The sequence below is a fragment of the Bradyrhizobium sp. 18BD genome (genome assembly GCF_054185225.1).
In genome coordinates this window covers 122,149-136,613 of the sequence record NZ_JAVAYL010000005.1, presented here as the reverse complement: position 1 = coordinate 136,613, position 14,465 = coordinate 122,149, and the positions used below count along the sequence as shown (strand labels likewise).

Sequence of the window (14,465 nt, the reverse complement as noted above, 5' to 3'; positions counted from 1 at the left end):
ATGGAAGCTCTCGGTCTCCTGCTTCACGGCTTCGCCGTCCTGCTGACCTGGAAGACGCTCGTGCTGATGATGGTCGGGCTGGTGCTCGGCATCTTCGTCGGCGTGCTGCCGGGGCTCGGCGGCCCCAATGGCGTTGCGATCCTGCTGCCGCTCACCTTCACGATGGATCCGACCTCGGCGATCGTGATGCTGTCCTGCATCTACTGGGGCGCCCTGTTCGGCGGCGCGATCACCTCGATCCTGTTCAACATCCCGGGCGAAGCCTGGTCGGTCGCGACCACCTTCGACGGCTATCCGATGGCGCAGCAGGGCCGGGCGGCCGAGGCGCTGACGGCGGCGTTCACGTCCTCCTTCATCGGCTCGCTGGTCGCGGTGCTCCTGATCACCTTCCTCGCGCCGATGATCTCGTCCTTTGCGCTGAAGTTCGGCCCGCCGGAGTTCTTCGCGGTTTATCTGCTCACCTTCTGCTCCTTCGTCGGCCTCGGTCGCGAGGCCAAGCACAAGACCGTCATCTCGATGTCGCTTGGGCTCCTGCTCGCCGGCGTCGGCATGGACACCGTGTCGGGCAATCTGCGTATGACTTTCGGCTCGTCCGAGCTGTTGCGCGGCATCAACTTCCTCGTCGCCGTCATCGGCCTGTTCGGCATCAGCGAGATCCTCTTGACGATGGAGGAGCGGCTCGCGCTGCGCGGACACGCCGCGAGCATCTCGTTGCGCGTCGTGCTCGGCGTCTGGAAGGACCTGCCGAAATACTGGGTGACGCTGCTGCGCTCCTCCTTCATCGGCTGCTGGCTCGGCATCACCCCGGGCGGTGCGATCGCGGCGTCCTTCATGGGCTACAACCTCGCCAAGCGCTTTGCGAAGGAACCCGAGAGCTTCGGCAAGGGCCGGATCGAGGGTGTGTTCGCGCCGGAAACGGCGGCGCATGCCTCGGGCACCTCGGCGCTGCTGCCGATGCTGGCGCTCGGCATTCCGGGCTCGGGCACGGCGGCGATTCTGCTCGGCGGCCTGATGGTCTGGGGCCTCAATCCGGGCCCGCTGCTGTTCGTCGAGCACAAGGACTTCGTCTGGGGCCTGATCGCCTCGATGTATCTCGGCAATGTCGTCGGCCTCGTGCTGGTGCTGACGACGGTGCCGATCTTCGCCTCGATCCTGCGCGTGCCGTTCGCGGCGGTGGCACCGATGATCGTGGTGTCCTGCGCGATCGGCGCGTACGCGATCCAGAACGCGATGTTCGACATCTGGCTGATGCTCGGCTTTGGCATTGTCGGCTATGTCTTCAAGAAGATCGGCATTCCCTTGGCGCCGTTCACCCTGGCGCTTGTGCTCGGCAACCGAGCCGAGGACGCCTTCCGCCTGTCGATGATCGGGTCCGGCGGGACCCTGAAAGTGTTCTGGTCGAACGGGCTGGTCGGGTCGATCACGACGCTGGCGATCGTGCTGCTGTTCTGGCCAGTCATCGACGGATTGCTCTCCCGCGTCGGTTGGACGCAGCGGACCAGGACGACATCACGCTAGCGCGTCAGGGCAATCTCGTTTGAAATCAAGTATATGATGGGGGTCCAACAAGAAGCAAAGCGGCCTCGCGCCGGGCTTTGTCGTTTATCGGACGCCCGCAGCTCTGATATCGGTGCCGGGTTGCGGTCGGTTGCAAAACATCCCGCGGTATGTAACGAGGCCGGTAACGCGCACCAACGGTGGTTTGCAAGTCTATGAGTCAGTCCGCTATTCGACACGCAATCGTCATAGGCGGCGGAGCAAGCGGTGTCCTCCTCGCACATCAACTTCTGCACCAGCCGGCTTCGAATTTCCGGGTCACGCTGATCGAAACGCGCGCCGAGATCGGGCGGGGACTGGCCTATCACACCGGGAACCCCGATCACCTGCTCAATGTACGGGCAGCCAATATGAGTGCGTTGCCCGATCAGCCGGACCATTTCTGGCAATGGGCCGCGTCGCAAGACATTGCGATTTGTCCCGATCCCTTCTGCTTCGTTCCCAGGCGGGTCTATGGAACCTATATCGCAAGCCTGATCGAGCCGATCATCGCGAGCAATTCGGACAGATTGACGATCCTCCAGGAAACCTGTGTCGAGGTTCGGGAAAGCGCCGCGAGCGTGGAGGTGACCTTGGCCGGCGGCCAGCGCCTGACCGGCGATATCGCCGTGCTTGCGACCGGCCACGATACGGGAGAGCCAAAGCCAGGCGCTTATGCGAACCCCTGGGCGCCGCCGGCCGGAATGGACAAGGACAGTGCGGTCCTGATTCTCGGAACAGGTTTGACGATGGTCGACTACGTGCTGTCGCTGCTGCGGGATGGCCATCGGGGAGAGATCGTCGCGATCTCGCGGCGTGGCCTGCTGGCGACGGCCCACCGGCGCGTCCCGCCGATGCGCATCGAAGAGGCCGATGTGCCCTTCGGGCAGGGGAGCGGAGCGCTGTTCCGATGGTTCCGGCGCAGGGTCGAAGCGCACGTGGCTGAAGGCGGCGACTGGCGCAGCGTCGTCGATGCCATTCGTCCGTACACCCAGCGCGTCTGGCGCGAGCTCTCGGTGCCGTCGCGGCGACGCTTTCTCGAACACGCGCGCGCGTGGTGGGACGTTCATCGTCATCGCATGGCGCCCGAGGTGGAGGCGCGGATCACAAGCGCTCTTTCCCAGCAGAAACTGAAGGTCATGGCCGCGAAGGTTGTCGCCCTGACGCCAGGCGAAGGCGGGGTATCGGTCCAATATCGCCCGCGCGGCGGCAGCGAGATCCGTACGATGCAGGTCGGAGCCGTCGTGGATTGCACGGGCGTGGTGAAGGATCCGCGCGCGACCGCAAATCCCGTGGTGCGCAACCTGCTGCAGGAGGGACGGGCACGTATCGACCCGTTGCGTATCGGCATCGACGTCAGCGCGGATTGCGCGATCATCGACGGAAACGGATCTCCGTCGCAACGGCTGTTCGCCGTCGGACCGCTGACGCGTGCAGCTTTCTGGGAGATCATCGCGATCCCCGACATTCGCAATCAATGCGCCGAACTGGCCGCGCGCCTGGCTCGCGCCTGAGCGGCCCGCGGGTGCCTGGGGCGAAGCCTGCTTCCTCCGTCAATCGATGATATGACGATCACCTTTGTGACCGGAGGAAAACCGTGTTCTTCGTTCTATCCAAGACGCTCGGCGTCATGGCCCTGCCGCAGAATTTCCTGATCGGCTTTACCGTACTCGGCGCGCTCCTGCTCCTGACGCGATTCTTCAAGCTTGGTCGCGCGCTGGTACTGCTGTCTGCATCGATGCTCGCGGTGTGCGGGTTCGGACCGGTCGGAAATCTCCTGCTCTATCCGCTGGAGTCACGCTTCCCGGCCTGGACGCCGTCCCAGGCCGTGCCGGATGGCATCATCGTTCTCGGCGCCTCGATCGACGTCGATCTGTCCGCGGCTCACGGCAGGCCGGTCGTAACGACCGCGTCCGACCGGATCATCGCGACCGCTGCGCTGGCCCGGAAATATCCTGGTGCGCGCGTGGTCTTTACGGGAGGCAACCCCAACCTGATCTCCGGCGAGGCGAAGGAGGCCGATTTCGCGGCCGGGTTGTTCGAAAGCCTTGGGATCGACAAGAGCCGATTGATCGTGGAAAGCCGAGCCCGCAACACCTATGAGAACGCTGTGTTCACCAAGGCCATGGTCGATCCGAAGCCGGGCGAGCGCTGGCTGCTCGTGACCTCGGCCTTTCACATGCCGAGGTCGATCGGTCTGTTCCGGAAAGTCGGATTTGCGGTCGAGCCGTACCCGGTCGATTGGCGTGTCGGCACCGGACGGGACGCCTTCTCGTTCACCGACATTGCAGAGGACGGCCTGTCGCGGACCAACATCGCGGTCCGCGAGTGGCTTGGCCTGATCACCTATCGGGCCGCCGGCCGTATCGACGAACTGCTTCCGGGGCCGCGGGGCTGAGCTGAGACCTCAGCCCAAGGCGGCCTGGCATCTCAAAGGCGCCTGAGGAGCTCGACGATCTGATCGGCGAGTTCGTCCGGGCGGTGACCGACCGTCTCCAGCCGGATTTCCGGGCGCTCAGGCGCTTCATAGGGGGCGTCGATGCCGGTGAAGTTCTTGATCTTGCCTTCCTTGGCCTTGGTGTAGAGCCCCTTGGGGTCGCGCCGCATGCACTCTTCGATCGGCGTGTTGACGAACACCTCGATGAAATCTCCCTCGGCGACGAGGCCGCGGACCATGTCGCGCTCGGCCTTGTAGGGGGAAATGAACGAGCAGATCACGATCAGGCCGCTGTCGACCATGAGCTTGGCGACCTCGCCGACGCGCCGGATGTTCTCGACCCGATCGGCCTCGGTGAAGCCGAGGTCGCGATTGAGCCCGTGGCGGAGGTTGTCGCCGTCGAGCAGCATGGTGTGATTGCCGAGCGCGTACAGCTTCTGATCGAGAATGTTGGCGATCGTCGATTTGCCCGCGCCGGACAGGCCGGTGAACCAGATGATGCGCGGCTTCTGGTTCTTGAGCGCGGCGCGCTCGGCCTTGCCGATCAAGAGCGGCTGCCAGGCGATGTTGCTGGCGCGCCGCAGCGGAAACGCGATCATGCCGGCACCGACGGTGCGGTTGGTATAGCGGTCGATGACGATGAAGGCGCCGGTCCGGCGGTTGGCCTCATAGGGATCGAAGGCGACCGGCAGCGCCATGGCGAAATTGCAGAACGCGATCTCGTTCAGGCCGAGCGTCGTCGCGGCAAGGTGCTCGCGGGTGTTGACGTCGATGCGGTACTTGATCGCGGTGACGCTCGCCGACGTGATCGTCTGGGTGCCGATCCTGACGATGTAGTTGCGCGCCGGCACGAGCGGATCCTGGTCCATCCAGATCAGATGGGCGGCGAACTGGTCGGCGACTTCGGGGCGTTCGGTCGGCTTCGCCAGGACGTCGCCGCGGACAATGTCGATTTCGTCCTGCAGCGTGATCGTCACGGCATCGCCGGCCTCGGCCTTCGGCAATTGGCCGTCATAGGTCACGATCTCCTTGACGCGGCTCTTGTGGCCGGATGCCGACACCACGATCTCGTCGCCGGGGGAGATGCTGCCTGACGCCACCGTTCCGGTGAAGCCGCGGAAATCGAGATTGGGCCGGTTGACCCACTGCACGGGGAAGCGGAACGGCAGCCCGGTCGTCTCGCTCGCGACGTCGATGCATTCGAGATAATCGAGCAGGCAGGGGCCGTGATACCACTCGGTATTGCCGGAGCGCTCGATGATATTGTCGCCGTAGCGTGCCGACATCGGAATCGGAACGATCGAGGAGAAGCCGAGGCCGGTGGCAAAGGCGACGTAATCGCCGACGATGCGATCGAACACGTCCTTCTTGTAATCGACCAGGTCGATCTTGTTGACGGCAACGACCACGTGCTTGATGCCGAGCAGCGAGCAGATGAAGGAATGACGCTTGGTCTGCACCAGGACGCCCTTGCGGGCGTCGATCAGGATGATGGCGAGCTGCGCGGTCGAGGCGCCAGTGGCCATGTTGCGCGTGTACTGCTCGTGGCCCGGCGTGTCCGCGACCATGAAGGAGCGGCGCGGGGTCGTGAAGAAGCGGTAGGCGACATCGATGGTGATGCCCTGTTGCCGCTCGGCCTCGAGGCCGTCGACCAGCAGCGCGAAATCGATGTCGTCGCCGGTGGTGCCATGCTTGGCGCTGTCGCGCGCGAGCGCGGCCAGTTGATCCTCGAAGATCAGCTTGCTGTCGTGGAGCAGCCGCCCGATCAGGGTCGACTTGCCGTCGTCGACCGAGCCGCAGGTGATGAAGCGCAGCTGGTCCTTGGTCCCGGACGAATGCGGCTCGCGAAGAACGGAGGCGTCCATCAGAAATATCCCTCGCGCTTCTTCTTTTCCATCGAGGCGGCCTCATCGGAATCGATCAGGCGGCCCTGCCGTTCGGAGACCGTTGCCGTCTGCATCTCGGTGACGATCTCCTGGATCGTCGTCGCCGACGAGTCGATCGCGCCGCTGAGCGGGTAGCATCCCAATGTGCGGAAGCGGATCAGCCGCATTTCCGCGGTCTCGTTCGGCTCCAGCGGGAGGCGGTCGTCATCCACCATGATGAGCGTGCCGCCGCGCCGCACGACGGGGCGCATCTTGGCGAAATAGAGCGGTACGACCGGGATGTTCTCGAGCATGATGTATTCCCAGATGTCGAGCTCGGTCCAGTTCGACATCGCGAACACCCGCATCGTCTCGCCCTGGCGGATGCGGGTGTTGAACAGGTTCCACAGCTCGGGCCGCTGGTTGCGCGGATCCCAGACATGGCCGGCGGAGCGGAACGAGAAGATGCGCTCCTTGGCCCGGCTCTTCTCCTCGTCGCGCCGGGCGCCGCCGAACGCCGCGTCGAACTGGTAGAGATCCAGCGCCTGCTTCAGCGCGTCGGTCTTCATGACCTGGGTGTGCAGCGAGGAGCCGGAGGCAATCGGGCCGATGCCGCGCTCGACGCCTTCCTTGTTCACATGGACGATCAGATCGGCGCCGATGCGCTTGGCCGTCTCGTCGCGGAACGTGATCATCTCCCGGAACTTCCACGTGGTGTCGACATGGAGCAGCGGGAAGGGGAGCTTGGCGGGGTGGAACGCCTTCATCGCCACGTGGAGCATTACGCTCGAGTCCTTGCCGATCGAATAGAGCATGACCGGCTTTTTGAACTCGGCGACCACGTCGCGCATGATCTCGATCGATTCAGCCTCAAGGCGGCGGAGATGTCGGGGCAGCATATTCGCGTTCTGATCCAGTAAGAGCCCAAAGGGGGCGGCTGCGCTATTCGCCGGCGCTTCCGCCCCATGCAACAAAGTGACCGTTTCGATAGGCCGGCTTGCCGTAGCAAACCTCCTCGCCGTTCATGCCGACGACGCGCCCCCCGGCTGCCAGCAGCACCGCGTGTCCGGCGGCCGTGTCCCACTCCATCGTTGGAGCGAGCCGGGGGTAGACGTCCGCTTCCCCCTCCGCCAGCGCGCAGAACTTGAGCGACGACCCGTACGGCTTCAACTCCCGGATCGGATGCCGGCTGATCCAGCCTTGTGTGGCGTCGTCGAGGTGGCTTCGGCTTGTGACTGCGCGCAAGCCTTCGGACGAGGGATTTTGCACCTGGATAGGGTGCATATCACTGAACGATGCGTCGCACGCGGCGGGGGCAACGTGCAGCTTGTAGGCGTTTGATCCGCCGAGGTAAAGGTGTGACAGGGCGGGCGCATAGACGGCGCCAGCGACCGGCGATCCGTCCGCGATCAGGGCGATATTGACCGTGAATTCAGGGGAGCCCTGGATGAACTCCTTGGTGCCATCCAGGGGGTCGACCAGGATGAACAGCGGGTGGCGCGTCGTCACCGCCGGGTCGCAGGTTTCCTCCGTGATAACGGGCAGGTCCGCCAGATTGCGCGCGAGGCACGCGCGAATGATTTCGTCGGCCGCGAGATCCGCCGCGGTCACCGGCGAGCCGTCGATCTTGTACTGGGGATCGCTCGCGCTTGCCCGGATGCGCATGATGGCTTCGCCGGCGCGGACGGCGATCAGGCCGAACAGGCGCGCGACGCGGTCAGTTTCGCCCAGGGTACTTCCCGTGCTCATTTGACGAGTTCGTCGGTCCGTTGCGTGCGGCTGTCCTCGAGCCCGACCCGCTTGGCCGTGTAGCCGCGTGCCAGGATCGCCTGCCACCAGGGCTTCTGTTCGATGTACCAGCGCACGGTCTTGCCGATCCCGCTTTCGAACGTCTCATCGGCGCGCCAGCCGAGTTCGCGCTCAAGCTTCGAGGCGTCGATGACATAGCGGCGATCGTGGCCGGGGCGATCGGCGACGAAGGAAATCAGGCGGCGGTGCGGACCGCCGGCCTTCGGCGCGAGCTCGTCGAGCAGGTCGCACATCGTCTCGACGACGTGCAGATTGGTGCGCTCGTTACGACCGCCGACATTGTAGGTTTCGCCGATCGTGCCGCGCTCCAGCACCATCGTCAGGGCCTTTGCGTGATCCTCGACGTAGAGCCAATCGCGGATGTTCTTGCCGTCGCCATAAACCGGCAGCGGCTCCCCGGCGAGGCCCTTGATGATCATGTGAGGGATCAACTTTTCCGGGAAGTGATAGGGGCCGTAATTGTTCGAGCAATTCGTCACCATGGTCGGAAGCTCGTAGGTCTCCCGCCAGGCGCGCACCAGATGGTCCGACGATGCCTTGCTCGCGGAATAGGGCGAGTTCGGCGCATAGGCCGTCGTCTCCGTGAACAGCCCTTCATCGCCGAGCGAACCGAACACTTCGTCGGTCGAGATGTGCAGCAGGCGGAAATTTGCGCGCTTCTCGGGCGAGAGCGCGCGCCAATGGCGCAGCGTTTCCTGCAACAGCGTGAACGTCCCAACGATGTTGGTCCGGATGAACTCGCCAGGCCCGTCGATTGAGCGGTCGACATGGCTTTCAGCCGCAAGGTTCATCACCGCGTCTGGCTGGTATTTCTCGAACAGTGCGCGCAAGCCCGGGGCCTCGCAGATGCACTGCTTCTCGAATGCATAGTTCGGGTTGCCGTCTGCGCCGGGAAGCGAATCCAGATTGGCGGCGTAGGTCAGCTTGTCGACGTTCACGACGCGGGCGCCGGTATCGCGAAGCAGGTGGCGCACGACGGCGGAGCCGATGAAGCCGGCGCCGCCTGTTACGAAGATCGTCGATCCCTTGAAGCGCATACTGGTCTCCGCGAAGCCGCTTAGCCGGCGAAAGAGCGGGCGACGGATTTCAGGTACTCGCCATAGCTGCTTTTGGCGGATCTCTCCGCGACCTGTTCGAACTGGCGGAGCGAGATGTAGCCCTTGCGCAGCGCGATCTCCTCGGGGCATGCGATGCGCAGGCCCTGACGCTGCTCGAGGATCTGCACGAAGTGGCTGGCCTCCACCAGCGAGGCGTGGGTGCCGGTATCGAGCCAGGCAAATCCCCGTCCGAGAACCTCGACATAGAGGTCGCCGCGTTGGAGATAGGCATTGTTCACGTCGGTGATCTCGATTTCGCCGCGCGCCGACGGCTTCACGTTGGCCGCAATGTCGAGCACGTCGTTGTCGTAGAAATACAATCCGGTGACTGCGACGTCGGATTTCGGATTTTTCGGCTTTTCCTCAATCGACAGCGCCCGGCTCTCCGCATCGAGCTCGACGACGCCATACTGGCCGGGGGTATTGACGACATATCCGAAGATGCTCGCGCCCTTCTCGCGCGCCGAGGCCTTCAGCAGCATCTCGGGCAAGCCGTGGCCGTAGAAGATGTTGTCGCCCAGGATCAGCGCGACGCGATCGGAGCCGACAAAGTCGCGGCCGACGATGAAGGCGTCGGCCAAGCCGCGCGGCGTCTCCTGGGTGGTGTATTCGAAGCGCAGGCCGATCTCGGCGCCGTTGCCGAGCAGGCGCTGGAAGAGGGGCTTGTCCTGCGGCGTCGAGATCACGAGGATATCCCTGATCCCGGCCAGCATCAGGGTGGACAGCGGATAGTAGATCATCGGCTTGTCGAAGACCGGGAGAAGCTGCTTCGATACGACAGTCGTCACCGGATAAAGCCGTGAGCCGGTGCCGCCAGCCAGGATAATCCCCTTCATAAACCCTCGCGCAAAACGTCGCTGTTCGGAAATATAGCAGATAGCTTGAGGCGGACAAGTTTGCTATACGACCGCGCCACATACAGGGCTTTTAGCGCCCAAATGAACGTCGTTGCAACAGGACTTCCCGAGGTCCTGATTGTCGAGCCCAGGCTGTTTGGCGACCAGCGCGGCTTCTTCATGGAAACCTATCAGTTCCAGCGCTACCGGTAGGCCGGCGTCCCGCACCCGTTCGTGCAGGACCATATGTCCCGGTCGAGCCGGGGCGTATTGCGCGGCCTCCACCTGCAAAATCCAGCGAGCCAAGGCGAGCTCGTCAGCGCGCTTTGCTTATGGCCTTGAGCCATCCACCTGGGAGAGCGCGCTTTCGCAGGAGCTGGATGCATTCGCGAACCTCTCGTCACCAAACGCGTAGTCCGTGCACCCCGAGGTTCCGGTTGCGGAACGGCGTTGAATCCGGCGACGAGAATTGAGGATTTATCAGTCTATTCAATTTGTTTATGACGTAATGCGTGCATCGTCGGTCTGACTGACGTCCAGGTTGACGTGGCGGCGAGCTTGCGAATATGATCGTAGAGGTTGCTGGTGGCGGCTCAGTTTCGCGTCAAGTATTTTTCCCGATGTTTGCGTTTCGGCTGCTCAGCGCCCGGCACAACTCGATCATTCGACACGTCATCCCATCACTCGTGCAATCTTCATCCGTGCAGTCATCAAACTGAAAAGCGACGACGATAGTTCGGCTACGCGACCGCATTGGCTTTCTCCTCATCTTTTCATTGCTCCGCACCGAACGCGCTTGCGAGCCGGCCAGGCGGAACTAATCGCGCCCCGCAATTTCAGCAGGCGGTGGCGCTTGTGTGGCACCACGCAGGCAGGGGTTTTTCATGGCAAATCATTCGCCCATTTTCACCAGCGGCCCCGACAGCGACAGCTTCGGCGAATTCGCCAATGTGACGGGCTCGACCACGCTGCATCAGGAGTCGGGCACGCTGAACTTCAAGGACAGCGACAAGGCCGACACCCACACGACGTCGGTCGCGCTGCACTCGGCGGTGCTTTCGACCGGCACGGTGATCCCGGCGAGCTCGCTTGCGCACTTCCAGACCGCGATGACGTCCCAGATCACCAAGGACAACAATGGCACGGGCACGGTGAAATGGTCGTTCAGTGAGGCGGATGACGATTTTGACTTCCTGTCGAAGAACCAGTCGCTGGTGTTGACCTATGACGTCTCGCTCTCCGACGGTCACGGCGGCAACGCGGTGCAGACCGTGACCATTACGGTGACCGGCACCGACGACAAGCCGGTGATCGCGACGTCGGTGGGGGCGACGGTTACCGAGCAGGCGGACCAGACCCTGTCGCCGTCGCCCGACACCACGCCGATTGCCGTGAGTTTCACCGATGTCGACCTGACCAACACCAACTTCACCGCAAGCGTGGTCACGGCTTCGGCCTCGGGGACCACCACCGGTATCCTGCCGGGCGGGTTGGGCACCGCGGAGCTGATGTCCTTCTTCAACGTCAACAATGTCGTCAAGGCATCGGGCTCGAGCAGCGGCACCATCAACACCATGTTCTCCGCGCCGGATCTTGCCTTCGACTATCTCGCGGCGGGCGAGCAACTGAAGATCAACTACGTGCTTCAGCTCGACGACCATGCCGGCGGCGTCACGACGCAGAATGTCGTGGTGACGGTGATCGGGACGAACGACAAGCCGGTCTACATCGGCGGCCCCGACACAGCGCATCTCGTCGAGGAGCAGAATGTCTCGCCGGACGGCAAGCTCAAGGCGCATGGCGATCTGCCTTTCGCCGACGTCGACTTGTCCGACAGCCATTCGGCCAGCACGTCGGTCTCGGCCTCGCTGTCGGGCGGCGGCTCGGTTTCGATCCCGAATTCCGTGCTGCTCGCGGCGTTCTCCACCACAATGACGGATTCGACCGGCCATGTGCTCGGCGACGTCGGCTGGGATTTCGCCCTTTCGAACACCCTGGCGAGCAGCATCCCCGGCGGCCAGACCCTGACGCTGACCTACCAGGTCCTCCTCACCGATTCCGCCGGCGCCACGGCGACGCAGAACGTCACCATCACCATTCTCGGGACCAACCACCCGGTGGTGGTCACCAGCGGTCCGGAATCCGCCACCTTGTCCGAGCTCGCCGACACGACGGGCTCCGCGACGCCTGACACGACCAGCCCGGTGCCGACGGGGACGCTGAACTTCACGGATGCGGACCCGGGCGACTCCCACAGCGTGGCGGTATCGCTGGCGTCCGAAACATGGTCCGGCGGCTCGACGCTGCCGGCCGGGACGAACACGGCCCTTCAGACCGCGCTTGCGACCACATTGCATGACTCCACCGGCACGGGCAGCGGCGGCGTCGACTGGACCTTCAGCATCCCGGATAACCAGCTCGATTTCCTCGCTGCGGGCGAAACCCTGACCGTCGACTACCAGGTCCATGTCAGCGACGCCTCGACCACCGCGACGCAGACTGTCGAAGTCGTCATCACCGGCGCCAACGACGCCGTCGTCATGACCGGCGGGCCGCAGAGCGGCACGGTTGCGGAGCAGGTCGACACGATCGGATCGCCGTCGCCCGACAGCACGAGCCCGACACCGACCGGTACGCTCGCGTTCGATGACGTCGACCTCTCGGACCACCATTCGGTGAGCGTGGATGTGGGCTCCGCGGTCTGGTCGGGCGGCGATTTCGTGCCGTCGCAGACGCTGAGCGATCTGCAGTCGGCGCTGGCCACGGTGCTGCACGACTCCACCGGCTCCGGTCACGGCGGCATCGACTGGACCTTCAGCATTCCGGACAAGGACCTCGATTTCCTCAATGCCGGCGACACGTTGACGGTGACGTACAACGTCACCGTCTCCGACGGCGTGACCACCTCGACGCAATTGGTGACGGTCACGGCCACCGGTGCCGCCGACAACCAGCCCATCATCAACGCCGATGTCGCCAGCATTGCCGACACCACCGCGACCGATGCGGGCAACATTGTCGCCATCGGCAACATGATCACGGATGCCGGCGACAGCGCGGGCGATATCGGCAACTCGCTCAGCGTGACCGACGTCAACGGCCATGCGGTCTCAGGCATCCTGGACGTCGCGGGCGCTTACGGCACGCTCACGATCTTCAACGATGGCACCTATCTCTACACAGCAAGTCCAGTGCTCGACGGTCTGCTCGCCGGCCAGCATGCCACCGACCTGTTCAACTTCACGGTCACCGACAACTTCGGTCACAGCACTCCGACGACCCTGACGTTCAACATCACGGGGTCGGATGAGGCGCCGCAAGTCACGTCGGCCGTCGCCTTCGGCTCGATCACTGAAGACGCCGGGCCGAGCCTGGCCGTCAATGGTGGCTTCGAGTCGGGCGACTTCACAGGCTGGGTCGCGAGCGGCCCGGATGTCGAATTCGCCGCGCTTGGCGGCGATTTCGGCAACTACACGGCGACGCTGTCAGGTGGCGGATCGCTGGCACAGAACATTGCGACCGTCGCCGGGCAGCACTACACGCTGAGCTTCTATCTCGCAGGCGACGCCGGTGGTGGCAGCCAGTCGTTTTCCGCATCCTTTGGTGGTACGACGCTGGTGTCGGCGGTGGACTCGGAGATCGCCTTCGGCTTCACCAAATACACCTTCGACGTGGTTGGCGACGGCCTGACGGATCAGTTCCTGATCAGCTACACCGCAGGCATTTCGGGGCTGCATTTCGACCAGTTCTCGGTGGCCCCGACGCCGGGGCCGGCGGTCGAGACCTCCGACGGATCAGTCGCGTTTTCCGATTCCGATCCGGGCGATACCCACACGGCGAACTTCACGCCGCACGACAGCAACTACTTCGGAACGTTTACGCTCGACCCGGTCACGGAGTCAGGCGGCACCGGATCGGTGGCGTGGCACTTCAGCGTGGACAACGCCGACATCCAGTTCCTGGCGCAGGGGCAGTCGATCACGCAGATCTATACCGTGGCGGTGACCGATAGTGCCGGTGCCTCCGCCTACCAGGACATCAGCGTCACCCTCAACGGGAGCAACGACGCGCCCACGGCCGTCAGCGAGAATGTCATCACCGATGTCGGCCCCGGCGGCACCGTCGATATCCCGGCCTGGGCGCTGGCGGCGAACGACACCGATCCCGACACGATCGATCATCTCTCCGTTGGCAGCGTCACCTCGAGCAGTGGGGGCGCGGCGTCGCTGTCGGGCCCCGACGTGTTCTTTGCGGACGATGCCACGTCAGGCGGCTCGTTTAACTACACCTCGTCCGACGGTCTTGCGGCAAGTTCCAACACGGCCACCGCAACTGTCATCAACAACGCGGCGAGCGCCACGACGCTGAACGGCACCAGCGGCGACGACATCCTGATCGCCACCAACGGCACCGAGACGCTCAATGGCGCCGGCGGCAACGACGTCCTGATCGGCAATTCCGGAAGCCACGTCATGAGCGGCGGCGCGGGCAACGACACATTCGCGTTCATGCACACGACCGACGGCGTTGCGACCATCACCGACTTCAACAACACCAGCCAGCATGATCACATCGCCGTCTCGGCGAGCGGCTTCGGCGGCGGCTTGACGGCCGGCATGGACGTGACGTCGCTGTTCCAGACCGCGGCGAGCGATCAGTTCAACGGCTTCGCCGGCTTCCTGTTCGATACGGCCAACCAGACCCTCTACTTCAGTGCCGACGGCACCCAGGGGGCAGCGCTGGCACTGGCGCAGGTTCAGGCGGGGGTGACGATCAATCCCCACGACATCCTGGTGGTGTGAAGAAGGCTGCTTCCGGAAAGAGGCGCGGCGATAGGGCCGCGCCTCGAACTCAAGGTTTGAGGCCGATCGCAGATCGCGTCGTG

The 14,465-nt window shown here is 63.9% G+C and carries 10 protein-coding genes and 1 pseudogene; 6 read left to right on the top strand and 5 right to left on the bottom strand.

Annotated elements, in window-relative coordinates; all coding sequences use genetic code 11:
• The 3 genes from RAD16_RS11170 (at window position 1) to RAD16_RS11160 (ending at window position 3,934) form a co-directional block, all read left to right on the top strand.
• Window positions 1-1,518: a tripartite tricarboxylate transporter permease gene (locus RAD16_RS11170; protein WP_458157921.1), complete on the top strand. Its 1,518-nt coding sequence runs from the start codon at window positions 1-3 to the stop codon at window positions 1,516-1,518.
• Between the two features lie 194 nt (window positions 1,519-1,712).
• Window positions 1,713-3,050: an FAD/NAD(P)-binding protein gene (locus RAD16_RS11165; protein ID WP_458157920.1), complete on the top strand. Its 1,338-nt coding sequence runs from the start codon at window positions 1,713-1,715 to the stop codon at window positions 3,048-3,050.
• Window positions 3,051-3,133: 83 nt separating this feature from the next.
• On the top strand, window positions 3,134-3,934 hold the full coding sequence (locus RAD16_RS11160; RefSeq protein ID WP_458157919.1) for a YdcF family protein: 801 nt from the start codon (window positions 3,134-3,136) through the stop codon (window positions 3,932-3,934).
• Between the two features lie 32 nt (window positions 3,935-3,966).
• Here the strand turns inward: RAD16_RS11160 and cysN are convergent, their stop codons facing one another.
• From cysN to rfbA, 5 genes are read right to left on the bottom strand one after another with little or no spacing between them, the layout of a single operon-like run.
• Window positions 3,967-5,838: a sulfate adenylyltransferase subunit CysN gene (gene cysN, locus RAD16_RS11155; RefSeq protein ID WP_458157918.1), complete on the bottom strand. Its 1,872-nt coding sequence runs from the start codon at window positions 5,836-5,838 to the stop codon at window positions 3,967-3,969.
• On the bottom strand, window positions 5,838-6,737 hold the full coding sequence (gene cysD / locus RAD16_RS11150; RefSeq protein ID WP_458157917.1) for a sulfate adenylyltransferase subunit CysD: 900 nt from the start codon (window positions 6,735-6,737) through the stop codon (window positions 5,838-5,840). Before cysD ends, cysN begins: the two co-directional genes overlap by 1 nt.
• A gap of 43 nt (window positions 6,738-6,780) precedes the next feature.
• Entirely contained in the window at window positions 6,781-7,587 is an 807-nt protein-coding gene (locus RAD16_RS11145; protein ID WP_458157916.1) for a 3'(2'),5'-bisphosphate nucleotidase CysQ family protein, read from the bottom strand.
• Window positions 7,584-8,684: a dTDP-glucose 4,6-dehydratase gene (gene rfbB / locus RAD16_RS11140; RefSeq protein ID WP_458157915.1), complete on the bottom strand. Its 1,101-nt coding sequence runs from the start codon at window positions 8,682-8,684 to the stop codon at window positions 7,584-7,586. Before rfbB ends, RAD16_RS11145 begins: the two co-directional genes overlap by 4 nt.
• Window positions 8,685-8,704: 20 nt before the next feature.
• Window positions 8,705-9,580, bottom strand: a complete 876-nt coding sequence (gene rfbA / locus RAD16_RS11135; RefSeq protein ID WP_458157914.1) for a glucose-1-phosphate thymidylyltransferase RfbA — start codon at window positions 9,578-9,580, stop codon at window positions 8,705-8,707.
• 102 nt (window positions 9,581-9,682) lie between these two features.
• Here rfbA and RAD16_RS11130 point away from each other — a divergent pair, with 102 nt between their 5' ends.
• From RAD16_RS11130 to RAD16_RS11120, 3 genes and pseudogenes are all read left to right on the top strand, one after another.
• Window positions 9,683-9,793 carry a dTDP-4-dehydrorhamnose 3,5-epimerase family protein gene (locus tag RAD16_RS11130; protein WP_458157913.1) on the top strand — a complete coding sequence of 37 codons (111 nt, stop codon included), beginning with the start codon at window positions 9,683-9,685 and terminating at the stop codon, window positions 9,791-9,793.
• Window positions 9,794-9,808: 15 nt separating this feature from the next.
• Window positions 9,809-9,922 (top strand): annotated as a pseudogene (locus tag RAD16_RS11125) (dTDP-4-dehydrorhamnose 3,5-epimerase family protein); the annotation flags it as partial.
• A gap of 542 nt (window positions 9,923-10,464) precedes the next feature.
• A complete protein-coding gene (locus tag RAD16_RS11120) occupies window positions 10,465-14,382 on the top strand; it encodes a beta strand repeat-containing protein (protein WP_458157912.1) in 3,918 nt (1,305 codons plus the stop codon).
• Window positions 14,383-14,465 lie beyond the last annotated feature (83 nt).